Source organism: Lactiplantibacillus sp. 3062, assembly GCF_055413545.1.
On sequence record NZ_JBVAYE010000002.1, the window covers coordinates 629254 to 654516 of the forward strand.

The 25263-nt window shown below is 46.5% G+C and carries 11 protein-coding genes, 1 pseudogene, 1 riboswitch and 1 other annotated feature; of the genes and pseudogenes, 3 read left to right on the forward strand and 9 right to left on the reverse strand.

The features are described from left to right. Positions 1-4 precede the first annotated feature (4 nt). On the reverse strand, positions 5-1675 hold the full coding sequence (locus ACWQAU_RS05990) for a putative polysaccharide biosynthesis protein (RefSeq protein WP_011101352.1): 1671 nt from the start codon (positions 1673-1675) through the stop codon (positions 5-7). Positions 1676-2198: 523 nt separating this feature from the next. Further along, positions 2199-4625 (reverse strand): leucine--tRNA ligase, encoded by a 2427-nt coding sequence (gene leuS / locus ACWQAU_RS05995; RefSeq protein WP_003643180.1) that lies wholly within the window; start codon positions 4623-4625, stop codon positions 2199-2201. 138 nt (positions 4626-4763) lie between these two features. Next, positions 4764-4974 (reverse strand) — a binding site (T-box leader). 113 nt (positions 4975-5087) lie between these two features. On the opposite strand from leuS, the gene ACWQAU_RS06000 reads away from it, so the two are divergent. Together ACWQAU_RS06000 and mnmM are read left to right on the forward strand one after the other, a co-directional pair. Then, entirely contained in the window at positions 5088-5771 is a 684-nt protein-coding gene (locus ACWQAU_RS06000; protein WP_027822081.1) for a phosphatase PAP2 family protein, read from the forward strand. A gap of 3 nt (positions 5772-5774) precedes the next feature. Continuing rightward, on the forward strand, positions 5775-6368 hold the full coding sequence (gene mnmM, locus ACWQAU_RS06005) for a tRNA 5-(aminomethyl)-2-thiouridylate-methyltransferase MnmM (RefSeq protein ID WP_011101350.1): 594 nt from the start codon (positions 5775-5777) through the stop codon (positions 6366-6368). Positions 6369-6463: 95 nt separating this feature from the next. Here the strand turns inward: mnmM and ACWQAU_RS06010 are convergent, their stop codons facing one another. The 7 genes and pseudogenes from ACWQAU_RS06010 to metK form a co-directional block, all read right to left on the reverse strand. Continuing rightward, positions 6464-6661: a hypothetical protein gene (locus tag ACWQAU_RS06010; protein WP_003643183.1), complete on the reverse strand. Its 198-nt coding sequence runs from the start codon at positions 6659-6661 to the stop codon at positions 6464-6466. Positions 6662-6690: 29 nt separating this feature from the next. Continuing rightward, positions 6691-8217, reverse strand: a complete 1527-nt coding sequence (locus ACWQAU_RS06015) for a glycosyltransferase family 4 protein (RefSeq protein ID WP_011101349.1) — start codon at positions 8215-8217, stop codon at positions 6691-6693. Positions 8218-8227: 10 nt separating this feature from the next. Continuing rightward, positions 8228-9736: a glycosyltransferase gene (locus ACWQAU_RS06020; RefSeq protein WP_027822082.1), complete on the reverse strand. Its 1509-nt coding sequence runs from the start codon at positions 9734-9736 to the stop codon at positions 8228-8230. Between the two features lie 26 nt (positions 9737-9762). Next, the gene (locus ACWQAU_RS06025; RefSeq protein ID WP_027822083.1) at positions 9763-11397 is read right to left on the reverse strand and encodes a hypothetical protein; all 1635 of its coding nucleotides are present in this window, start codon (positions 11395-11397) and stop codon (positions 9763-9765) included. A gap of 4848 nt (positions 11398-16245) precedes the next feature. After that, positions 16246-21102 (reverse strand): annotated as a pseudogene (locus tag ACWQAU_RS06030) (lp_1303a family serine-rich repeat glycoprotein adhesin); the annotation flags it as partial. A 384-nt stretch (positions 21103-21486) separates the two neighbouring features. Then, a complete protein-coding gene (locus tag ACWQAU_RS06035; RefSeq protein ID WP_003643189.1) occupies positions 21487-22989 on the reverse strand; it encodes an MDR family MFS transporter in 1503 nt (500 codons plus the stop codon). Positions 22990-23125: 136 nt separating this feature from the next. After that, the gene (metK, locus tag ACWQAU_RS06040) at positions 23126-24313 is read right to left on the reverse strand and encodes a methionine adenosyltransferase (RefSeq protein WP_003644222.1); all 1188 of its coding nucleotides are present in this window, start codon (positions 24311-24313) and stop codon (positions 23126-23128) included. After that, positions 24311-24416, reverse strand: a riboswitch (SMK box riboswitch). It overlaps the preceding gene by 3 nt. Before the next feature lie 110 nt (positions 24417-24526). Between metK and ACWQAU_RS06045 the strand changes: the two genes are divergently transcribed. Beyond that, positions 24527-25246, forward strand: coding sequence for a hypothetical protein (locus ACWQAU_RS06045; RefSeq protein ID WP_003643191.1), 720 nt, complete (start codon positions 24527-24529; stop codon positions 25244-25246). Positions 25247-25263 lie beyond the last annotated feature (17 nt).

Consider the following 25263-nt stretch of genomic DNA (forward strand, 5'->3'; position numbering starts at 1 on the left):
TCACCTATTTAATCCGTAATTTCCGTCGTAACCCAGCAGCTTTCGTTCCAATCATCAAATCAGCCATCCGTGAACGGAGTGCTAAGTAAACGTAAACCGCACCACCAGCGATAACTGCTAGGGCTACGATCAAGAACGATTGCGTCTTACTGTGCTCATTCAACACAAAGTTCAGCCCATAAACAACTAATCGTGCCGTGACGTACGTTAAAATCGAATAAACTAAAATTCGATTGATTTTTGGTAATAACTTCACGTACCGAATTCCAAAGTTGACTTCCAAATCATACATCGCCATCAGACTCGCAACCATCATCCCAATCGCGGTCGCAACCAGGGGCCCCGCCGTTGATAGGAAATAGATACATGGTAACTGAATCACGATTTTGACCAGTAAGCCGATCAAGTAATAGCGAATAATATCGCGGTTGCGTGATAGGCCTTGCATCAGCGCCGAAATCACCGTAAAAAAGCCTAAAGCAATCGCGGTAAATGCTGAGATCTGCAGAATCAAGGTCCCAATTTGATCATAACTATAAAAGAGCGTGTTAAGTGGTTGTGCCACTGCGGCCATCCCCAGCGCTCCGGGAATCATGATAAATAGGAATAAAATAATCGAATCTTCCAATTGTTTACGAATATTACGCATATTATGACTGGCCAATGATTCAGATAAAATCGGCACGACCGTCACGGCAATCGCAGACGCCAATGACACAATGATCATCACCAATTTGTTCGCATTAAATGCAAAGTAAGCATACAACGTATCGATCTGCTTAGTACCCAAATGGTAAACCAGCCGCATCATCGGTTGGAACGTTGCTTGATCCAACAGGTTGAAGACTGTCGTCGCGGTATCGATCACAATAAATGGAATCGCCTGAATAATAATATCGCGGAACAATTGCCAGACTGGAATAACTAGTTTGTTCTCACTCTGAGCAGCTAAGGCATTTAGCTCGGGCCGTTTGCGGAAATAATACCAACCGAGTAATAAGAAGCTGGCAGCCGCCCCGACGAATGCTGCGAATGTCGATTGGGTCACGGCATTCACCCAATCGCCGTGAGCGACGCGCATGATGAAATACGTCGCACCCAACATATAGATGACCCGAAAAACTTGTTCCACGAACTGTGAGATTGCGGACGGCGCCATCTGTTGATACCCTTGGAAGAATCCCCGGGTCAAAGACATCGATGGCAGAATCACCAAGGCAATAGCCAACGCATGCAAGACGGGAATCAGATTGGCATCATAGCCCCCAAAAGCTGTTGAAATCAAGCCAGCACCAAACCATAAAATAATGGCACCAATAATCCCAAAGGCTGACGTCAACAACAAGCCCCGCTTGAATAAGCGCTGTCCAACGGCATATTCATTCATCGCATTATATTCGGAAAGTTGTTTAGAAATTGCGGACGGAATTCCCCCGATCGCAATTAGCAGGAAAAAACTATAAATATTATATCCCTTGGCATAAAGCGCGTTACCTTGCGTATAATCAGCGCCCATCCAGATAACCCACGGGATAATATAAATCGCCCCGAGCACCCGTGAAAAGAGACTCCCAGCCGTCATCCAAGCCGACCCGCGCACCATCTTCTGGTGCGCTTCGGCTTCAGAATTCACGTGTGCATTCTGGGGCTGATTAGCTTTTGATTCCTCAGACATGTTCGTAACCCACTTTCTTAATTCAATCCTAATCATTTTAGATGAAAAACAAACAAGTTGCAATTCAATTCCGGCCTTATGCGTGAGTTTAACCGAACTTTAATGATAAGGTCTTGACAACTGCACCATCTATTGGCGAACCGTACCGCCATCCGATACCCTATGGCTGATACAGAAAAAAGACCAATCCGTACGCTTTACCAGCGGCCACGATGCGGTCTCAAATTCGATTACAGCAGAGTGCCGCCATGATAACCATTTCCGCTGATTAAACCACGTTACTGCTAGTTTTAAGTTAAGCATAGGCGGTTGCACACGCCCTGCCCACCAAAAACACGTGTGATTTGTCTCCCAAACCGAACCAGAACGTCCTCAGAATCTTTATTCACTTAACCAAATCAATCGTAACCGCACTAATTAGTTCTGTGAGTAGTTAAAAAATCGTGATAGCAACCAACAATTGTCAGTCACCATCACGATTAATTTAAGCGATATTCATTTAAGTTGATACTGGTCGTGGTACTTAGTTGGCAACCACGTTAACCAGTTTACCAGGAATGGCAATCACTTTACGAACTGTCTTGCCGGCCGTAAATTCCTGGATTTTTTCATCCGCCAGGGCTAGTTTTTCAAGTTCATCCTTGCCCATATCCTTAGCGACTTCGGCGTGCGAGCGAACCTTACCATTAACTTGAAGCACGATTTGGACCGTGTCTTCTACTAACTTAGATTCGTCATACGTTGGCCAAGTGGCGTAGGTGATCGTGTCATCATGGCCTAATAATGACCATAGTTCTTCCGACAAATGTGGTGCAATCGGTGACAGTAACTTCACAAAGCCTTCGATATAAATGATTGGTAAATCGTCGACCTTGTATGCTTCGTTTACGAAGACCATCATTTGTGAAATCGCAATGTTAAAGCGCATAGCTTCATAGTCTTCCGTGACTTTCTTAACGGTTTCGTTGTAGATTTTCGTCAACTTACCATCATTGATAGTCGTGATTCGGTCGCGAACACGATTGTTTTCATCGATCATTAAGCGCCAAACCCGTTCGATCCACTTATTGGCACCATGTAACCCATCGGTACTCCACGGAATCGAAGCTTCCAATGGTCCCATGAACATTTCGTATAACCGCAACGTATCGGCACCATATTGGTCAACAATATCATCGGGGTTAACCACGTTCCCCCGCGACTTAGACATCTTTTCGTGATTATCACCCAAAATCATCCCTTGGTTAACTAACTTCTGGAATGGTTCCTTGGTTGGCACAACGCCTAAGTCATATAAGAACTTGTGCCAAAAACGTGCGTAAAGCAGATGTAAGACCGCGTGTTCTGCACCGCCCACGTATAAGTCAACGGGTGACCAGTACTTCAACTTGTCATAATCGGCCAAAGCTTCACGGTTGTGCGGATCAACGTAACGCAAGAAGTACCATGAACTCCCGGCCCATTGTGGCATCGTGTTGGTTTCACGCTTCCCCTTACGACCGTTTTCATCGACGACATTTACCCAGTCGTCGATATTCGCTAACGGGCTTTCACCAGTTCCTGATGGTTCCAGGTTCTTAGTTGCTGGTAACCGCAATGGTAGTTCATCTTCAGGAACCAGCGTCGTTTCGCCGTCTTCCCAGTGAATAACTGGAATCGGTTCGCCCCAGTACCGTTGCCGTGAGAAGATCCAATCACGTAACCGATAGTTGACCTTCTTTTCACCGGCATGGTGTTCACCTAACCAGTCAATCATCTTATCAATAGCTGGTTGCTTAGCTAAACCGTCAACAAAACCTGAGTTGATGTGTTCCCCGTCGCCAGTGTAAGCTTGTTGGTCATAATCATTATCACCCGCAATGACAGGTTTGATTGGCAAATCAAATTTTTGTGCAAATTCAAAGTCCCGATCATCATGAGCAGGCACTGCCATGATGGCCCCAGTTCCATATGAAGCCAGAACGTAATCGGCAATCCAGATTGGCAGTTTTTCACCATTAACCGGGTTGATGCCGTAGCTACCAGTGAAGACCCCGGTCTTGTCCTTATTCAAATCAGTCCGTTCAAGGTCTGACTTGCTGGCGATTTTAGCTTTGTATGCTTTGATAGCGTCCGCTTGTTCGGGTGTCGTCAATTGTTCAACTAAGTCGTGTTCAGGTGCCAAGACCATGTAACTTGCGCCAAACAGCGTGTCTGGCCGCGTTGAGAACACTTCAATCTCGGTATCGTCAGGTTGACCAGCAACCTTGAAACGAATGGATGCGCCAACTGAGCGGCCAATCCAGTTACGTTGTTGCTCTTTGATGTTTTCTGGCCAATCAATATCGTCCAGGTCATCAATCAACCGGTCCGCGTAGGCCGTGATTTTGAGGCTCCATTGCTTCATTGGCACCCGGTAAACATCATAGCCACCGCGTTCCGTCTTACCATCAACCACTTCTTCGTTAGAAACAACCGTTCCACCCATCATATCAGGAGCCCAGTTGACCAACGTTTCAGATTCGTAAGCCAAGCCCTTCTTATAGAGCTGTTCAAAGATCCACTGCGTCCACTTGTAGTAACTTGGATCAGTCGTATTCACTTCACGGTCCCAGTCATATGAAAAACCTAATGACCGAATCTGACGTTTGAAGTTTTTGATGTTCTTGGCCGTAAAGTCCTTCGGGTTATGCCCCGTCTTGAGCGCATATTGTTCAGCGGGTAAACCGAATGCGTCCCAACCCATTGGATGTAAGACATTGTACCCTTGCATCCGCTTGAACCGTGACATAATATCCGTGGCCGTATACCCTTCAGGATGTCCAACGTGTAATCCTTGGCCAGATGGGTATGGGAACATGTCTAAGGCGTAATACTTCTTCTTATCCGTCGTATCTAATGTTTTGAAGGTTTTGTTTTCCTTCCAATAATGTTGCCATTTGCGTTCAATGACTTTATGGTTGTATGCCATAGTAGTGCCCCTTTCTTGCTGCCTTGTATGTAAAAGCTAGCATTGCGACTTTCCAACTGACTATTCAAGATGGCATTTTCATGCTTCAACTCAGTAAAAGCGGTTAAAAAACAAAAAAATCCTATAAGCCAATTAAGCTTATAGGACGAAAACGGGTTCCGCGGTACCACCTATGATTCCACGTTACCGTGGCCTCTTGAGAATCTTAACGCGAAACCACGTCCGTACCTACAATCTTGTTCAGCCGGAAGACTCGAAGGTGAGTTCATGATTGGTGAATCCCCGTTTGCAACTACCACGGAGTTTCTGCAAAACACCAGCCACTACTATTCCTTCTCAGAGTCGTAAAGTTATTGTTTTCATAGTAGCAAACCAGCACGTTTTTTTCAAGGGCCCAAGCCCCGCTGGCGATAAATTTTATCATCGGCATTAATCGGACCCCTGATAAAAAATGCTATAATAATGGCAATAATTTATTTATCGGAGGAATCAGTATTGAAGCAACGATCCTGGCAACGTTCGGACAGTTTGATTCTACTTATATTTATAGGATGGTTAGGCTGGACGGCCGCGGTATGGCAACGGGCGCCTTGGTTAACACACTTTGACACCACGGTTGCTAATTTTTGGCATCATAGTCCCCAGTGGTTTCAACACGCGATGGTCACGTATACGCAGCTTGGCAATCCCCACACCATCACCATAATCACGTTAATTATCGGCCTGGCACTCTGGCTGGGCCATAACCCACGCGGCGCAGTCTTCTTTTGGGTCACCACCTGGCTGATTGCCGGCTACGGTAATTATCTCATCAAACAGGTCATCATGCGGCCACGGCCAACCGCTTGGCGACTTGTCCAAATTGGGGGGTATAGTTACCCCAGCGGGCACTCGACAACAACGACCGTCCTTATCGGTAGTCTGCTCGTGTTGGCATTTGACTACTGGCACCGCAATGCCTTGACTGGCTGGCTCACTGCCCTCGGCATAACGTCCATCTTGTTAATGATGATCAGCCGGGTCATCGTGGGCGTCCACTATCCCAGCGATACAATCGGTGGCCTTTTACTTGGAAGTGTTTTACTATATATAAGTGCGCGTTTTAGTACGCGTTATCGGCACGGACCGCTTCGATTGCGGTCCTAATTCATGAATTCAACAAGGGGGGTAACACTCATTCAACTCAGTTCGGCATTAGCTTATAGCCACGCGCTAATGAACCAAGTCGTCAATCCCGGTGACCACGTGATTGACGCGACGGTTGGCAACGGCCATGATACCGTCTACCTCGCCAAGCTGGTCGGGACTACTGGTCACGTCGACGGGTTCGACATTCAATCAGCGGCCATTGAAGCGACGACAACTGCCTTAGATAAAGCAGCGCTCACCCATCAAGTCACTCTGTGGCAAACGGGCCATGAACACATCGCAGATAAGATTGCCGCTGATCAACCTATCAAGTGTGCCGTCTTTAACCTGGGCTATTTACCAGGTGGCGATAAACAAATCATTACGAAACCAACGACAACGTTAACGGCCATAAAAGCCATTCAGGAACGCCTCGTCACCAACGGACTCATTATCCTGCTAGTCTATGCTGGTCATCCCGGTGGTGCGACAGAAGCACAAGCCGTTTTGGATTACGTAACGAATTTAGACCAGCATCAATTCCAAGTCCTACAATATCAGTTTATTAATCAAGTCCATGTGCCGCCATATTTGTTGGCCATTCAGAAACGTTAATTTAACGATAAATTAGCCGAAAAGACCTGTCAGACGATTAGCTTCGTCTGACAGGTCTTTTCAATTAGATACTTAACTTAAAAACCAATGGTACCTTACTTCTCCCACGGATACTTACCGTTCTCATCCTTAGGGGTATTACGCATGATCCGCTTAGTTCCCTCGTCCATCTCGTTACGCCGCTTCTTACGATTATGGTGACGAACAATTAGGACAAGACCACCGATGCCACAGTACACGATCATTCGGGTAAACATCTTAACGGTCCCATAAATGGTCATAATCATTAACATTTTGCGTCCTCCCTTGCCGTCAAATCTACTTAAGCCGTGACCTTAGCAGGCTTAAAGTAATCTAACAATGCTTGCCACTGTTTGAAAACGGCTTCTTCTGAATAACGCTTGGCATTTTCATAGGCCTGAGCACTGTATTGTGCCAGCTGCCCTTGATTCTTCAACAATTCTAAAATCGTTTTGGTCAATTGTTGCACATCGCCGTCTGTCGTTAGGATTCCACTCTTATGATCCTGAATAATATCACTCGGGCCGTACTTCACGTCATTGGCAACCATTGGTAACCCATGGGCTTGAGCTTCTAGCAACATCAATGAGAATCCTTCAGCTCGACTTGGCAAAAGTCCTAATTGGGCCCGGTTGTAAACGGCATTGACATCCGTGGTATACCCCTTGAACAATACCACATCTTCCAAGTGCGCTGCAGCAACTTGTGCATGTAGTTGCTTTTCAATATCCCCGTTCGCATAACCCCATAATTCCAACTTGGCATCAGGAAAATGCTTGTGAACTTCAACAAAGGCTTCGATTGAATGATTCTGTTGCTTTTCAGGTGCCAGCCGCGCAACTTGCACGACGAGGTCTTTTTGTCGTTGGTCAAACTTCACCGGCGCGGCTTTTAACGTAGCATTATCAACATAGCCAACCGGAATAGTGAACGCTGGAATATCCTTACCAAAGCGGGCTTCCACGTCCTTAGTTTGTTCTGGTGTCGCAGAAATGACCGCGTCCCAAGCCGCCCAATTATTCAGCGCATTAGCATAGTTATTGTTCAAGGTAGAATGCATAATATCCTTAGCATCACTCACATGGTTATTATGTAGATGCAAGACTTTCTTAGCTGATGTGGTCATATTGAATAAGCCCCAGGCACATTCGACGGTCCGATCACAAATGAAGACATTTTGTTCATCATTCAACTGGTTAAGTTCATCATAGAAGTAACGGGTCAGTTCATTCATCCCATTAAAAGTATGGCTCTGCTCGTTGTAGTTCAAGACGCGCCACGTGATTCGCTCCTGACCAGCGTGATTTAACAAGTGTAACTTCTCCACGTGAATCAATCCATCCGGGCCAAAGTACGCTTCTTGGGCAATCTTACCGTCCCAATCAAATAATTGTTCAAGACACTTAAAACCCCGTGTATCCCACCAACTCATCTTGAGCGTACGACCATTAACGTCAAAGTATTGCACATTGCTAACGGCTTCCGTACCGGCCCGAAGGTAAATAATCATGATTAACTTACCACGTTCCATGACTTGAATCTGATTATCCTTCCGGGTTTTGATAGCATCGGCTGGCACTTCAAAGTCGGCCAAATCAAACCTTTGACGCTTGACCGACTGACTACCACAAAAGAAGTCAAAAAGATTAACAAAATCAGCATCGGCAATGTTGGCCCCTTCAAGCACATCGTGCAAGTTCATTGCGAATACGCGGGTCACGATTTTAGCAGCCACATGGTGCTTCTTGAATAAAGTCAGTCGGTTGATTTCCGCCTGTTCGATTCCTGATTTTGAAAATTGCATGTTATCGTTTAAGAAATAATACATATGCGCCCTCCTACTTAATACCCAGTAATTGTTGCCAACGGTGCCAAACTTTTAAGTCAGTTTGTGACGTATGAAGCTTCTTAAAGGCGGCTTCGCTGAATGCCGTCAACTTCTTCGTATCCGTCATTAATTCGATGACCCGGTCACGCAGCGCCAATTGATTGCCAGGATCAACGATGAAACCGTCATGACCGTCATCAATCCAATCTTTAGGCCCATAATTAAAGCGATAACTAATCACTGGAATTCCGTGACTCATGGCTTCCGGCATACTCATTGGACCACCATCAACAATATCGGTATTGAGCAACAGCTGATAATCATCATAACGTGTTTCTAAATCAGGATGATAATCTAATAAATGCACATTATTCGTCAATTTTAATTCTTCAACCAGCTTATTCAGCGTCTTAAGATACTCTGGATCGCCGTAGCCGTAAAAGTCACACTGAATTTCTTTGACCTGTTGCTTAACTAACGCAATGGTCCGAATTAACTGATCCAGTTGCCGATCCGGCGCCAGCCGCCCAACGTATAGCAATTGCTTGGGGCGGGCCGTGATTGGCTGTAGTTTACTCTGCGCCAACGGACTCGTAGTTACAGTTGGTAACACTGTCACCTTAGCTTTAGGGAACCGCGTCCGCAGATGCTGAGCCTGACTTTCAGTAGCTGTAATGAAGCCATCAAAGTGTTGCAAATTATCGAAGGCCGGTGTTAAGAACCCGTCCAACGGGGAATGAATTGGGTCATTAATATCCTTCGCCTGATAAATTGGAACCGTCACATACTTGTGAGAATCATCCTGAAGTTCCAACAACGGCTTCACACTGGTACCTGGGCGATCACTAATGAAGGTCGTCGTTTGCTTGTCCAAATGACTGAGTTCGGCCAAGAAGAAACGAAATAAATGGTTCGCGTCCTGGAAGAAGCGCTCCGCTTGATCACGATAATTCTTTAAAATCAAACGTGACGCTAGCGGATTACCGTTAGTGTCAGGTACATAGTACTGCTCAATAACGGTCTCGCCTTGTAGATTATAAAACCGTTCCAAAACCAGTTTACCGTTCTGACCAAAATATTGTGTACTGGACTTGAAGCCTCGCCAATCCCACAGGTCGGTTGAAGATAAGTTACCTTGATTGTCGAAGAATTCTTGGTAAAAGACGCGCCCAATCGTTCCAGGAATAAAACCGACGTTGCTAACGTGTTCATCACCATTAAAAATTTTGCTAAAGTTGGCACCCACCTCTACCGCATATTCAACTGGCAGATGCATGTCATCAGTATGCAGAACTTTAGTTGGCACATCCGTGGTTTGTTGAAAGTAATCAAACATATTCAGCACTTGCTGGTTTGCTAACTGAAAAGTTCCCATGGTCTGATGTAGCAAACGGTCATACATCTTAGTCACAATCCGGGCTGGCGCTTTATAGTGGTTAAATAATTTCACCCGGTTGATTGCCGCGTGCTCAACACTCGAATTCTTGCCTAAAATATATTCATTAATGAAGTAAAACATACAGTCACCCTTTCTGTTACCTAGTATTATGCTTGTCGATATGTGTAGTTATAATAGTTGATCAACCCAGATAAGAAGTGTTCACAATCGTCAATCCGTGTCCGGAAATTGTCATGACGTGCATAGAACCCACCAATGAACTTCTGTGGATTATAGAGATACATTGCAATCTCAGGTAGAAAACACCCAGTAGTAATCTCATACAACGCACGATACCGCAATACCTGCCGTAAACGAACCAAGTCATAAGGTGCTATCAAGTCTTCATTACCTGAACGTTTAATCATATCGGTCATTTTGACGGCCGCATCAACTAACTCAAGTAATGTTGGATACGTGGTATCACGCTCTTCAATGAATTTTAGATGACTGAATACATTTTTCAAACCCAGTTTCATATAATCACGATTGTCTGGGAATACCAGTAATGCTTCATTGATTGCATAAGAAATCCAGTGATCATGGTATTTACCGTAGTCATTAGCCACCATGTAATCCAAGATTTGCTTCACCAGATCCATCACATTCTTATCATGTGTTAACTCATATAGTCGGGAAAGCGCAAATGCGACTTCTCCTTCATAATAGATAATTCGATAAGCTGCTTTGACCGTTAAATCTGGATTTAGGACATGAATTAACTTACCAGACGGTTCTTGGAAGAAATGAACGCCTTTAAAAGCTTTCATTAAAACTGGCATGAAAGTATCATCCTTGGTAACGTCTTGATATTTACTCAATGCAAGTATTAATAAGGCCTGTCCACCCAACTTTAGCTCGCCATTATCATCGACGAAGATTGCGTCCTCTTTTTCAATCGTGGCATTTTTTAAGCCCCACTGAATCGCTAACTTAACTTTTGCACAATCTTCAGTGCGCTTTGTGAATGGAATGGCTTCCAGCAAGGCATATAAGGACGAAAAATGCCGCACAACATTGTAATTGCTAAGAACTCTTTGACGAGCCGGAAAATAACCGTAGACAAATTTTCCATTGTCTTTTAACTGATTAATTAGGAAAGTTTCACCATGTTCAATAGCTGATTGCAGCTCGCTCTGCTCGTCAGTCACCACCCGAACGCCCTTACCACAATCCTCTTGCTCAGATAGATTCCAGATTTTCTGCCCGTCAGTAAATACACCAGCGGTTGTAAAGACCCAAACATTTTCTGTCTTTCGAATATCGACTGGTAGCGCTCCTTCACGCTTGTTAAGATACGGCTCTACTCGATCATAGTCGACCCAAGAACCCGAACGATTCTTACCAATTCGATGCGCTTTGCTAGGACGGAAAAATGCTTGTCCATTACTTTCCATCTCCAATAAGGCTGTCTTGAAATCTGCATCAAAACTAATACCGTATCGCCAATAGTTCATCCGAAAAGTAGCTGCCAATCGCTTTTCAAAAGTTTCTCTTGGTAACTTCTGTGTTGATTGAACTGCTTCTAATCGAACCCAACTCGCTTGAGGGGTTTTGGCTAATTGTTGTGCAACTGCTATCCAAGCTTGCTTGAAAGAATCGCAACGATAGAATCGCACTTGGGCCCGATGTCGATGATCCGATACCGAAAGTGCCAAGGTTACGGTACTTGTACCGTAATCTTTCAAATTTCCAGTTGCAATCAGTGCTTGCTTAAGCTTGGTGACAGTAGATTTTTGCATCTTAGTCTTACCTCTTTCAATTTTCTTTTATGTACGCCAAAACGGGCTTCACGCCCGTTTTGGTTAATAGTCTTATTTTACAACGTATATCGTTAGCAGTACTAACAAATCAGCTTTAAATTTTAACTATTTTTGATTCTCATCATCTTCATCATCATCTTTACGACGACGACCGAACAAGAAGAACCACCAGCCGAGTCCAGCAGCTGCAGCCGCGGTCAACAAGCCACCGAAAATCGTTCCGGCATTATTACTTGTATCAGATGCAGTCTTACCATTCTCGTCAGTATTACTTGAGCCGACCTTATCATCAGCACTATCAGTATCAGCTGACTTCTTATCCTTATCAGAATCATTACTACTCTTCGAATCTGAATCAGTCTGATCAGAAGTTGCATCAACGTCTTGAGCGCTAGCAGCGGCATAAACCACTGATGTAGCAGCAGTTGCTGACGTTGTTGCAGCACCGTCACTGGATGGTGTCGTAACCGCCAACGTTGCGGCTGTGGCCGAGACACCACTTGTTGCTGCAGCACTCAAGCTAGTCGTACTTGTCGAAGCAGCACCGTTGTTAGAAGCAGTCGATGAAGTTGTCGTACCAGTGCCAGTACCTGAATTATTTCCAGTAGAGCCCGTCGTATTGCCCGAACCTGATCCAGTATTTGAACTGGAACTTCCATCTGAGCCAGAATTACTACCATTGTCAGAATTGGTTCCATCATTTGAATCTGAATCTGTGATTGTATCGGAGTCACTGTCGTTATTCGAATCACTGTCTGAGTCTGAGTCGTTGTCGGAACCTGAGTCGCTGTCTGAGTCAGCGTCACTGTCGGAATCCGAGTCACTATCGGAATCCGAATCGCTGTCGCTATCCGAATCACTGTCTGAGTCAGAATCACTATCAGAGTCTGAATCGCTGTCGGAATCGGAATCACTGTCTGAGTCGGAATCACTATCGGAATCCGAATCGCTGTCGCTATCCGAATCACTGTCTGAGTCAGAATCACTATCAGAGTCTGAGTCACTGTCGGAATCGGAGTCGCTATCCGAGTCTGAATCACTGTCAGAGTCAGAATCACTATCAGAGTCTGAGTCGCTGTCAGAATCGGAATCGCTGTCGCTATCTGAGTCACTGTCCGAGTCTGAGTCGCTGTCGCTATCCGAATCACTGTCAGAATCGGAATCGCTATCAGAGTCGGAATCGGAGTCACTATCTGAGTCTGAATCGCTGTCGGAGTCTGAGTCGCTGTCTGAGTCAGAATCACTGTCAGAATCGGAATCACTGTCGCTATCCGAATCACTGTCAGAATCGGAATCACTGTCTGAGTCGGAATCGCTGTCGGAATCGGAGTCGCTATCAGAGTCGGAATCACTATCAGAGTCTGAGTCACTGTCGGAATCTGAATCACTATCAGAGTCAGAATCACTATCGGAATCTGAGTCACTGTCGGAGTCGGAATCACTGTCTGAGTCTGAATCGCTGTCGGAATCCGAATCACTATCGGAATCGGAGTCGCTATCGGAGTCGGAATCACTGTCTGAGTCTGAGTCACTATCGGAATCGGAATCGCTATCAGAGTCGGAATCGCTGTCGCTATCTGAATCACTATCAGAGTCCGAATCACTGTCGGAATCCGAATCACTATCCGAGTCGGAGTCACTATCAGAGTCGGAATCACTGTCGCTGTCCGAATCATTATCGGAATCGGAGTCACTATCAGAGTCGGAATCACTGTCGGAATCTGAATCACTGTCTGAGTCTGAGTCGCTGTCCGAGTCGGAATCGCTATCGGAGTCGGAATCGCTATCGGAGTCTGAGTCACTGTCGCTATCCGAATCACTGTCTGAGTCCGAATCACTGTCGGAATCTGAGTCACTATCGCTATCCGAATCACTGTCTGAGTCAGAATCACTATCGGAATCCGAATCACTGTCGGAATCTGAATCACTATCCGAATCCGAATCGCTGTCGGAATCTGAATCACTGTCGCTATCTGAATCGCTGTCGCTATCCGAATCACTGTCTGAGTCGGAATCACTGTCTGAGTCCGAGTCATTATCAGAGTCTGAGTCACTGTCGCTATCCGAATCACTGTCTGAGTCAGAATCACTGTCGGAATCCGAGTCACTGTCAGAATCGGAATCACTGTCTGAGTCGGAATCGCTGTCGCTATCTGAATCACTATCCGAATCGGAATCACTGTCGGAATCCGAGTCACTATCCGAATCGGAGTCGCTGTCGGAATCCGAATCACTATCAGAGTCTGAGTCACTGTCTGAGTCAGAATCACTATCCGAGTCTGAGTCACTGTCCGAATCCGAGTCACTGTCTGAGTCGGAATCACTGTCAGAATCAGAATCACTATCCGAGTCGGAGTCAGAATCACTGTCTGAGTCTGAGTCACTGTCGGAATCTGAGTCACTGTCGCTATCCGAATCACTGTCTGAGTCCGAGTCACTGTCTGAGTCTGAATCGCTGTCAGAATCCGAATCACTATCGGAGTCGGAATCACTGTCTGAGTCTGAGTCACTATCCGAATCTGAATCACTATCGGAATCTGAATCACTATCCGAGTCAGAATCGGAGTCACTATCGGAATCTGAGTCACTGTCGCTATCCGAATCTGAGTCGCTGTCCGAGTCAGAATCGCTATCAGAGTCGGAATCACTGTCAGAATCAGAATCGCTGTCAGAATCTGAGTCGCTGTCGGAGTCTGAGTCACTGTCGGAGTCAGAATCGGAATCGCTGTCCGAGTCGGAATCGGAATCACTGTCTGAATCCGAGTCACTATCCGAGTCGGAATCACTGTCTGAGTCTGAGTCACTGTCACTATCAGAATCACTGTCGGAGTCTGAATCACTATCCGAATCCGAGTCGCTGTCCGAGTCCGAATCACTGTCGGAATCCGAATCACTATCAGAGTCGGAGTCACTGTCGGAATCGCTATCCGAATCCGAATCACTGTCCGAATCCGAGTCTGAATCGCTGTCGGAATCTGAGTCACTGTCGCTATCCGAATCACTGTCGGAGTCTGAATCACTGTCGCTATCCGAATCACTGTCGGAGTCCGAGTCACTGTCGGAATCCGAATCACTGTCGGAGTCCGAATCACTGTCTGAATCGGAATCGCTGTCCGAGTCTGAATCGCTATCGGAATCCGAGTCGCTGTCCGAGTCCGAATCACTATCAGAGTCTGAGTCACTGTCGCTATCCGAATCACTGTCTGAATCGGAATCGCTGTCCGAGTCTGAATCACTGTCTGAATCGGAATCGCTGTCCGAGTCTGAATCACTATCCGAATCCGAGTCGCTGTCCGAGTCCGAATCACTATCCGAATCCGAGTCGCTGTCCGAGTCTGAATCACTATCGGAATCCGAATCGCTGTCGGAGTCCGAATCACTGTCTGAATCGGAATCACTATCGGAGTCGGAGTCACTGTCGCTATCCGAATCACTGTCGGAATCGGAGTCGCTGTCGGAATCCGAATCACTGTCTGAATCTGAGTCGCTATCGGAGTCCGAATCACTATCAGAGTCTGAGTCACTGTCTGAATCCGAATCACTATCAGAATCCGAGTCACTGTCGGAGTCCGAATCACTATCCGAATCCGAGTCGCTGTCCGAGTCCGAATCACTATCGGAATCTGAGTCGGAATCGCTGTCGGAGTCGGAATCACTGTCAGAATCTGAGTCACTGTCGCTGTCCGAATCACTATCGGAATCTGAGTCACTATCCGAGTCTGAATCGCTATCGGAATCCGAATCGCTGTCTGAGTCTGAATCACTGTCAGAATCGGAGTCCGAATCACTATCGGAATCCGAATCGCTGTCGGAGTCCGAATCACTATCGGAATCCGAATCGCTGTCGGAGTCAGAATCACTGTCTGAATCGGAATCACTATCGGAGTCGGAGTCACTGTCGCTATCCGAATCACTGTCTGAATCGGAGTCGCTGTCCGAGTCCGAATCGCTGTCCGAGTCAGAATCACTGTCGGAATCAGAGTCGCTATCGGAGTCGGAATCACTGTCGGAATCTGAGTCGCTATCAGAGTCGGAATCACTGTCAGAATCGGAGTCGCTATCCGAATCGGAATCACTATCGGAATCGGAATCGCTGTCCGAATCGGAATCACTGTCCGAGTCGGAATCACTATCCGAGTCAGAATCACTATCCGAGTCAGAATCACTGTCCGAATCTGAGTCACTGTCGCTATCCGAATCACTGTCCGAGTCGGAGTCACTGTCGCTATCTGAATCACTGTCCGAGTCACTATCCGAATCCGAGTCGCTGTCCGAGTCCGAATCACTGTCGGAGTCGGAGTCACTGTCGGAATCCGAATCACTATCGGAATCGGAGTCGGAATCGCTGTCGGAGTCACTATCCGAATCGGAATCACTATCAGAGTCGGAGTCACTGTCGGAGTCGGAATCACTGTCCGAATCTGAGTCACTGTCGCTGTCCGAATCACTATCGGAATCTGAGTCACTATCCGAGTCGGAATCACTGTCGCTATCTGAATCACTGTCCGAGTCGGAATCACTATCGGAATCTGAGTCACTGTCAGAGTCGGAATCACTGTCGGAATCTGAGTCACTATCGCTATCCGAGTCGCTGTCGGAATCCGAATCACTATCCGAGTCGGAATCACTGTCGCTATCTGAATCGCTGTCCGAGTCCGAGTCACTGTCAGAATCGGAGTCGCTATCGGAGTCGGAATCACTGTCGGAGTCGGAGTCGCTGTCCGAGTCCGAGTCGCTATCGGAATCCGAATCACTGTCGGAATCTGAGTCGCTGTCACTATCCGAATCACTATCAGAATCCGAGTCACTGTCGGAATCCGAATCACTATCAGAATCCGAATCACTATCAGAATCCGAGTCGCTGTCTGAGTCAGAATCACTGTCGGAATCCGAATCACTGTCAGAGTCCGAATCACTGTCGCTATCCGAATCACTGTCGCCGTCAGAATCACTATCCGAGTCATCTTCACTAACATTAGCAGCTAAATCAGCATAGTAGCCCGCATCATCAGCGGCACTTGAAGCTTTCTTTTTAGCTTCAGATGCTTCGGACGCTTTCTTTTTAGCTTCCTCTGCATAACTGGAAGCAGCCGAGTTTTCGCCGGCAGCTTCCGCAGAATCTGCATTTGATTGGGCGGCTGCCGCATTAGAGGCTGCAGTTGAAGCAGCTGTTGCAGCTGACTGTGCATCAGAAGCTGCTGCCGTTGCTTGTTCTGCGTAGGAGCTTGCTTCTGAGTTTTTACTTGCATATTCGCCCGCAATGTTCGCATAAGAACTAGCAACTGAACCATATTCCGTCGCTTGATTTGCGTAGTTAGCTGCTTCGCTAGCTGCAGAATCTGCCGCTTCAGTTGAAACAGCATTAACAGTCAAGTAAGCCCGGCCTAAAGTTACAGTTGTCGTGGTAGTAGTCCCGTTAGTCGTATTGGATCCAGTAATAACTAGGTAGTAATAACCGGATTGCCCTACCGTCAGATCTGACAGATTAAGTGTCGTACCAGTCTGACCACTCAGCGCTGTTCCAGTACCGTCCGCTGTTGAAGAATAATACCATTGATAAGTAATATCAGTCCCAGTACCCGTAGTCGAACCATCTGGAACCCACGTCAAATCACTTCCAGCATCAACACTCGTATCCTCAAGGCCGCTACCGATTGTAATTGTCTTTGAAGATGAATAGCTAGTGCCGTCTGCATTCGTAATTGTTGCTGTGATTGTCACCGTTCCATTAGATACAACGGTCAAAAGGCCAGAATCATCAATTGTCGCAATGCTTGAATCACTTGTCGTCCAGGTAATCTTTCCAGTAGCATTCTCAGGGTTAGTCGTTGATGTAAACTGGCTAGTCACCTTATCGTTTGAGCCACTCGAACTGTTCGTTGGATTAATGACGTAATCATCACCAGCTATGGAAATGTTTGTTGCTGGAATATTGCTACTATAAACATCTACTTCCGCTAAATTACTTGCAAACGTATAAACTGTAAACCAGTTTGCCAAGTCCCAAGAAAACCCTTGTACGGCTTGGAACAGCAATGATCCAGTATAGCCCGCTTTGATAGTAACTGTTAATGAACTACTAGTTGACAGTAAACCAGCACTGTCAACTGCATCATATGATTCAATATAAGCGCTGGCCTTATCTAAGGTCATCCAAGTGCCGTTGACTTGAACATACCAAGTTGTTTTTGATGATAGTGCAACCCCACCTAGTCCTAATGCTGACGAAGCTGACAAGGTAAAGGTCCCACCAGAAACGGTCGACGTCACTGCTGCGGGTTGAGAAGTCATCCCACCAGAAATAACAATCCCTAGAATTGTCGTTGCATTACCCGTATTAGTGCTTTTATATGAATTCGTATTGTTTGAATAATTCGTCGCGTTGCTAGCCGCCGTACTACCTAAAGCCGCATTGGATGTAGACAATGCCGCATATGAGGTTGCTTCACTAGCTGCTGCTGAGGCATTGGTCACATATGAGCTGGCCATAGCATAATCGCCCGCAGCTACTGCCGATGAAGCCTGGCTTGTATACTGAGCTGCCATTTCCGCAGCTGAAGTTGCGGCCGCCGCTGCACCCAGAGTTGTCACGGCATAATTATTAGTTTGTGCAACGTATGAGCTACCCAACGTGGTGTTTGACGCATACTTTGCACTTAATGAACTCGCGACACTGATTGCGTTCCCGGCTGCCGATTCAGCTGCTGACGCTGCGCTAGAAGCAGCCGTTGCAATCGAATTATAATAACTGGATTGTGCTTGCACGACCGTTTGGGTAATCGCACTCGCCGCACTCGAAGCAGCATTCAATTGATCTGTGGCATAGGTTAAACGCAAAGCCGCGTAGCTTTGTTGCAAGGCAGCCGAATTATAATTCCCGTCCGCTGCATATGAAGCAGCAAGACTTGCTGCTTCACTAGCTGCCGCAGCGTATGAACTAGCCGCTACAGCTGCAGAACTTGCCGCTGCATTATAACTGCTAGTTGCAGTGGTATTAAATGAAGAACCAGCAACGTTATATGCATTAGCAGCGTTGGCCGCATAGGATGCAGCTAACGAGGCTTGGTCACCGGCCACATTTGCCGATGACGCAGCCATACTGGCATAACTTGATGCTAAATAATCAGCAGCGGTATCACCACCATCTTCATTAACCGCATTTTTCAAAGCAGTATCGAGACTAGCTGCTGCCTCAGATGCCGCACTACTTGCAGAACTAGCATATTCAGTTGCAACACTCGCATAACTCGATGCCATTCCTGCCCAGATATTAGCACTGGTATACGCCCCTTCGGCTTCATAAGAAGCGGCCGAAGTACTGGCCATAGTTGCAATACTTGCCGCCTCCGAAGCCACACTCGCATATGAGCTAGCTGCGTTGTATGAAGAATTAGCCTGTGATGTGTAGTAGCTAGCTAATGAGCCCGTCAAGTTAGCTGAAGAACTGGCCAAACTGATCGCACTACTTGCAGCGGCAGCTTGAGAGGTTGCCACTGAGGCTGCGCTGTTGGCTTGGCTGGCATAACTGCTGGCAATTTCAGTGTAGGTCCCTTCTGGATTGGTAACAACAATGGTAATCACATTACCAGCTGCTTCAAAATTTGAAGTCAAGATTAATGCTGTAACCCGCTTACCACTAACGACTGCTTGATAATAATACGTCCCTGAAGTAGTTGCAGTTGTTGTATACGTTGCCGATGTTGCACCACTAATGGTCGTCCAAGTTGCTCCATCCGTTGAGACATACCAAACATAAGTTGGTGTACCACTTACTGAATATCCTGAATCCAAACCCACCTTGTTGGTAATTGTCACAGTATCTCCAGTCGAGACACTTTGCGTTGCCGTACTCGTCGTTAAAGTCGCATTGGAACTAACGGTTTGTTCATTGGCGACATTCGTCGAAAACTTAGCAGCTAAAGTCGCGTTAGACTCAGCAGTTGCAGCGTAACTAGCAGCCAATGAAGATGCCGATTGGGCCACCCGAGCGTATGAGTCCGCGGTGGCAGGATCACTAGCACTGACAGCAGATTTTGCAGCCGTACTGGCGACGGCGTAGGCTGACGAAGCAGAGCTAGCGGCCGTTGCAGCACTTGAAGCATAAGCTGACGCTTGAGTACCAGTTTGCGTTGCCGCCACACTGGCCGCACTTGAAGCCGTACTCTTTGACGTATTCGCCACGTTTGCACTTGAAGAAGCCGCACTCGCCAAATCACTAATTGCAGTACTATTGGCAAAAATGGCTGCCGAACTAGCGGTGCTAGTAGCTGTGCTCCCGGCGGCGTATTGACTAAGCGCCTCCGTTGCGGCGGAGGAAGTAACTGCATAGGCAGTACTAGTGGCTTCATAGTCATTATTTGCCGCATTACTACTTACAGCGGCATATGCTGAAGATGCTGCCATCGCAGCGGTCGTTGCGTTAACCGCGGCCGTTGAAGCCGCAGCTGCCGTGCTAGAAGCAACGGTGTAAGCTGAGGTAACGGCCGTATTATTTTTGTCGTATTGCATGGCTAAGTATGCACTGTTGGCTGCTTCAGCTGCCGAGCTGGCTGCTACCGTGGCTGCAGATGCCGCACTAGATGCGGCGGAATAATTGCTACTTGCTAAATTAATTAAGCCTTGGGTAGCAGCACTGCTGGCCGTTGAGGTGGCCGTTGAAGCCAGGGCTGCGTATGAACTGGCCGCACTGGCTGCACTAAATGCTAAAGAGTTGGCATTAGCGTATGCCAATGTATTATCTACATTGGACCCCACACCATTTGTCATTGCGTCTAAGTACATGTTTGCAATACTATTGTAGTGCCGTGACAAATCAGCCGCGTTAAGCGCTTCTTGATAGGCACTTTGGGCCGCACTCACTGCTGCTTGCGTCGTTAGGTTATTGACCAAACTAGCATAACTGCTGGCAAGTGTGGCGTATGAACCGGCTAATGAAGCTGACGATGAAGCCGCCTTAGCTGCGGTACTATCGGTATTTGAGCTGGCAGCCGATTCCGACGAGTAAGCTGCAATGGCTGCCGTTGAAGCCGCCGTACTTGCAGACTTAGTCGTGCTGGCAACACTGCTTGCTGTCGAGACAGTACTTGCCGCTACGCTAGCACTGCTTGACAAACTCGTCGTACTTGAGCTAGCTGCGGAAGAACTGCTGCTATCAGTTAAACTCGATGAAGTAGCGCTTGACGAGCTCGAACTACTACTTGAACTTGCGCTGGATGCGCTCGAACTAGCCGTTGAAACACTGCTACTACTAGTACTTGATGTACTTGTCGCATTAGTCGTACTTGTTTCGCTCGCAGAACTTGCGTCTGAAGCACTGTCATCGCTGCTTGAACTATCCGATGAAGATTCGGAATTACTGTTCGAGGCAGTTTTGCTCGAAGAAGATGCCGTAGACGAGTCACTGGTAGTACTAGTTGACGTACTACTTGCCGTTGCAGCAGCTAGTGCCGCCGCACTCGCTGCTGCAGAAGACGTATCCGCCCCCGAGCTGGCACTACTAGTGGCACTACTTGCCGTATCGCTACTAGTATCCGCCGAAACCGTATCTGCATGAGATACTAACTGAGGTGCAGCAGTCAATACAAATGATGCCATCGCCGTAAATACCCAAGTACGGCCGACTTTAAACATCTTGTAGTGAACTTGCGGATCTCCCCTAAAAGATTTATGTCTCAGAAATTTCATGGTTTTGCCTTCCTTCTCTAACCTAATCAAACCCGTTTATATATGATACAAAAAACACATATATAGCATCATTGGTATACACCATCAATCGTTAGGCTATGCACTCATAATACTATGATTATGTTTTGTTGGCAATAGTTGATACCGTCAATCTTGTTACACGTTTTCCATTAATTTTCCTAAAATAGTTACCAAATAAATAATATTAATGAAAACGAGTGTAATAGGCCTCATAAAGCCCATTACACTCGTCTAACAACTTAAAATTTATTTATAACACTTATGGAAATTTTATTGAAAATTTTTCGGATTTTTTTACGTCAATATCAAATAAACGACAAATTATGAGTCACTTTGACAATTAATTTGTTGATACTAAGCCGACTAATCCTGATTTTGGTTTAAATCAGCCGCGTGTTGTGCTGCCGTTTTTTGTGGTCCGCGATCCAAACTATTCACAATAAAGGCTAGAATAACCAAACCAAGGCCAATCAGGTAGACCCAATGTAAGCCCGTATATAAGATACGATGAAGTGTCGGCAACAAATGAGACGGTAATTGCGTTGCTGTCTGTGGATTGATCAACTTGTTCATCATCGCCATGTTCGTTCCTGCATGGTGCTGAATACCTTGGTTCATCCCAACGTTCAACGCAATTCCAAAGATTGAAATCATCAACGTTTGGCCAATCGTTCGACTCAACGTATTGAAGGACGTTGCGACGCCCACGTTCTCAGCTGGCACAAGGTGTTGCGACGTGACGGTCGTTGCTGTAATTGTAATTCCGAAGCCCACGCCACCAATCGCTGTGATCAGGAAGAACCATGGGAAAGCAGTATTAACTGGCAACCACGCTAAGCAAATGCTTGTCACGAGGATGAAAGCCAAACTCAGATACAAAATCCGTCGCGGCGCCCACTTTGCCAATAACCGCCCCGTCACGAATGACCCGACGATCCACATTAACGAGCTCGGTGTCACTGCGAATCCCGCCAAAGAAGCCGGTACACCCAGTATCCCCTGAGTCCAAGTTGGAATATAAACTTCAACGGCCATTAGGAAACCACTGACTAAGGCCGCCACGGCATTCTGAATAATAAACGTGTGGTTTTTGAATAAATCCATCGAAATCACTGGTTCATCCGTGCGACTTTCACGACGAATAAATAGCCACAAACTGAGCGCACTAATGATCCAAGCAGTCCCAACGGCCACCCAACTGATAGTGGCGTTTCCCAATAGTTGGAAGCTTAGCATCAAGCACAGCAAGAAGAGCATCAGCCAAAAGCTACCCAAGTAGTCGATTTTCACGTTATTGTGACGTTTGGGTTCTCGTAAATAAAATTGAAATAGGAAAAGGGTGATCAACCCAACTGGCACATTAATGAAGAAAATCCAATGCCAGCTGAGCTTATCGACAATTAGTCCACCAATCAACGGTGCCAGCACTGAAGCAATGCCCCACGCTGAACTATTGAAGCCTAGCACTTTGGCCCGGCGTTCGAATGAATAAATATCTGCGATAATTGTCATTGAGACTGGCATTAGCGCCCCGGCACCGATCCCCTGAATGGCCCGCCAAAAAATTAGCACCGGCATCGAATTAGACAAACCGCTCATCATAGACCCGATAATAAAAATAATTAGTCCGGCTTGCATCACTGGTTTTCGGCCGACCAAGTCAGTCAGCTTTCCATAAATTGGCGTCATCATCGCATTAGTCAATAAATAAATTGAGAAAACCCAATTCATCAATGAAACCCCGTGTAAATCACCAACAATCGTTGGCAAGGCGGTCGACACAATTGTCCCTTCAATCGCACTCATAAACGTCGCGACGTAAATGGCAACCGTAACCGCCATTACGTTAGTTTTACGCTGTTGCATCTTAGTAATTCTCCTTCTCTATCAATCATTTTAAAACCCCGTGCATCTAAAATAGCCCGCAAAAAAAAGCGACCTTGAAAAAAGGTCGCTTTTAGCGTCGAGTACCTACAGACCGTAACGAATCAACGTTACCGCATTATTTAAATGCTGCTTTTAAAGCATCCACTTTATCAGTATGTTCCCATGGCAAATCAATATCGGTCCGACCAAAGTGGCCGTATGCCGCAGTTTGCCGATAAATTGGCCGTTGCAAATCGAGCATTTTGATAATCCCAGCTGGGCGTAAATCAAAGTTTTCGCGAATGGCGTTAATCAACGCTTCATCACTAACCTTCCCGGTCCCGGCAGTATCCACTGCAATCGAAACTGGTTCGGCAACCCCGATGGCATATGCCAATTGCACTTCGACCTGATCAGCTAAACCGGCAGCCACAACGTTTTTGGCAATGTAACGAGCAGCGTAACTTGCAGAACGATCAACCTTGGTCGCGTCCTTACCAGAAAAGGCACCACCACCATGATGGGCAAAACCACCGTACGTATCCACGATGACTTTCCGACCAGTCAAACCGGCATCCCCTTGAGGACCACCAATAACAAAACGACCAGTTGGGTTCACAAGATACTTAGTTTGGTCATCTAATAAATCAGCTGGTAACACAGCCTTGATGACTTGATCAATGACCGTTTGCCGAATTGTATCCAAATCAACATCAGGATCATGCTGAGTAGACAAGACCACTGTGTCGATTCGCTTAGGTTGGTTGTCTTCGTCATATTCGACCGTGACTTGGGCCTTAGCATCTGGACGTAACCACTTAATGGTACCATCCTTACGTAGCGCTGCAATTTTACGCATCAACCGATGGCTCAATGCGATTGGCAGTGGCATTAATTCAGGGGTTTCGTTGATGGCATAACCAAACATCATCCCTTGATCACCAGCACCGATTTGATCTAATGGGTCAGCATCGCCAGAACGCGTCTCCAAGGAATCATCGACCCCTTGCGCGATATCTGGTGATTGTTCATCCAATGAGACAAGGACGGCACAATTGTCACCGTCAAAGCCGTATTGACCATCAACATAGCCAATCGACTTGATCGTGTCACGCACGACCTTTTGAATATCAACGTAGGCCTTGGTCGAAACTTCACCGAAGACCAGCACTAATCCAGTCGTCACTGAAGTTTCAACAGCGACCCGTGCTTGTGGATCCTGGGCTAACATTGCGTCCAGGATAGCGTCACTGATTTGGTCAGCAATCTTATCAGGATGACCTTCAGAGACAGATTCAGATGTAAATAAGTGTCTTTCACTCACAATAAATTCCCCCTTGATAATTTCGGTTACAAGGCATCTAAGCATCACTTATTCTTCATTGAACAAGCTAAACTTATCCTTTCGGGAACGGCTCATAACTATATAAGGTTATCACAATCACCATTTTTTTTAAAGATTTCTGTCAAATTATTGACGGGAACTGCCCCGACCGGTACGATTAACTCATTATCCTAATTAGAGAGTGTTGACAATATGATTCGAATCGGAAAATTACATATTAAACGCGATTACATCGCCTTGGCGATCTTTACCATCGTTCAAAGCATCATCAGTTGGTGGGCCGCCCTCGATTACGGGCGCTCATTTCAAACGGCCTCATTTTCAGCCGCGCAGTTACCACTGATTGGCTACACCTTAGCCGTGGCCGCCGCGGTCTTCATTATCTTAGATCGGCGGATCGCTCCCCAGTGGAGCCTCATTGCGATTGGAATTACCGTGGCCTTTGCATTTACCAACATTATTGCCAAGGAATCCGAACTACTGTACCTGCTATTAACGTGCAGTGCGTGGTTGCTCGTGATGGCTGTTCCACGCTTCGGTATGCAAAACTACTTTGGTCTAGTCGTTTTCGGTGTCATCATGACGTTCACGATCCCAGTGGCCGTCTTCGATTTACAAAATAACTATTTATCAACTACTTTTCTCTGGAAACTGACCCCCATGCTGGCTAGTTATGTCTTCCTATACGTTCCGAGCTTCAGCCGTCAGCGCCAAATCAATCAACTGATTTCGGCCATCACTGGCCTGCTACTTGTTATCACCATCTTCCTGCAGCCGCTGACCTGGCAAACGATCGTTGCAATTCTCATCACGATTGCTGTTTGGTTCAGTCAACAGTCCTTTGGCCGTACTCGGTTACATCTCATGATCAACGTAGCCGTTCAGTTGGCACTGATTTTATTACTTTATTAATATCTAGATAACAACAA

Excerpts from the sequence above, each read along its gene's own strand:
- ACWQAU_RS06010 (WP_003643183.1), bottom strand. The coding sequence starts at position 6,661 with ATGTTAATGATTATGACCATTTATGGGACCGTTAAGATGTTTACCCGA.
- ACWQAU_RS05990 (WP_011101352.1), bottom strand. The coding sequence starts at position 1,675 with ATGTCTGAGGAATCAAAAGCTAATCAGCCCCAGAATGCACACGTGAAT.
- ACWQAU_RS06000 (WP_027822081.1), top strand. The coding sequence starts at position 5,088 with ATGGCAATAATTTATTTATCGGAGGAATCAGTATTGAAGCAACGATCC.
- ACWQAU_RS06015 (WP_011101349.1), bottom strand. The coding sequence starts at position 8,217 with ATGTATTATTTCTTAAACGATAACATGCAATTTTCAAAATCAGGAATC.
- mnmM (WP_011101350.1), top strand. The coding sequence starts at position 5,775 with ATGAATTCAACAAGGGGGGTAACACTCATTCAACTCAGTTCGGCATTA.
- ACWQAU_RS06025 (WP_027822083.1), bottom strand. The coding sequence starts at position 11,397 with ATGCAAAAATCTACTGTCACCAAGCTTAAGCAAGCACTGATTGCAACT.
- ACWQAU_RS06035 (WP_003643189.1), bottom strand. The coding sequence starts at position 22,989 with ATGCAACAGCGTAAAACTAACGTAATGGCGGTTACGGTTGCCATTTAC.
- leuS (WP_003643180.1), bottom strand. The coding sequence starts at position 4,625 with ATGGCATACAACCATAAAGTCATTGAACGCAAATGGCAACATTATTGG.
- ACWQAU_RS06045 (WP_003643191.1), top strand. The coding sequence starts at position 24,527 with ATGATTCGAATCGGAAAATTACATATTAAACGCGATTACATCGCCTTG.
- ACWQAU_RS06020 (WP_027822082.1), bottom strand. The coding sequence starts at position 9,736 with ATGTTTTACTTCATTAATGAATATATTTTAGGCAAGAATTCGAGTGTT.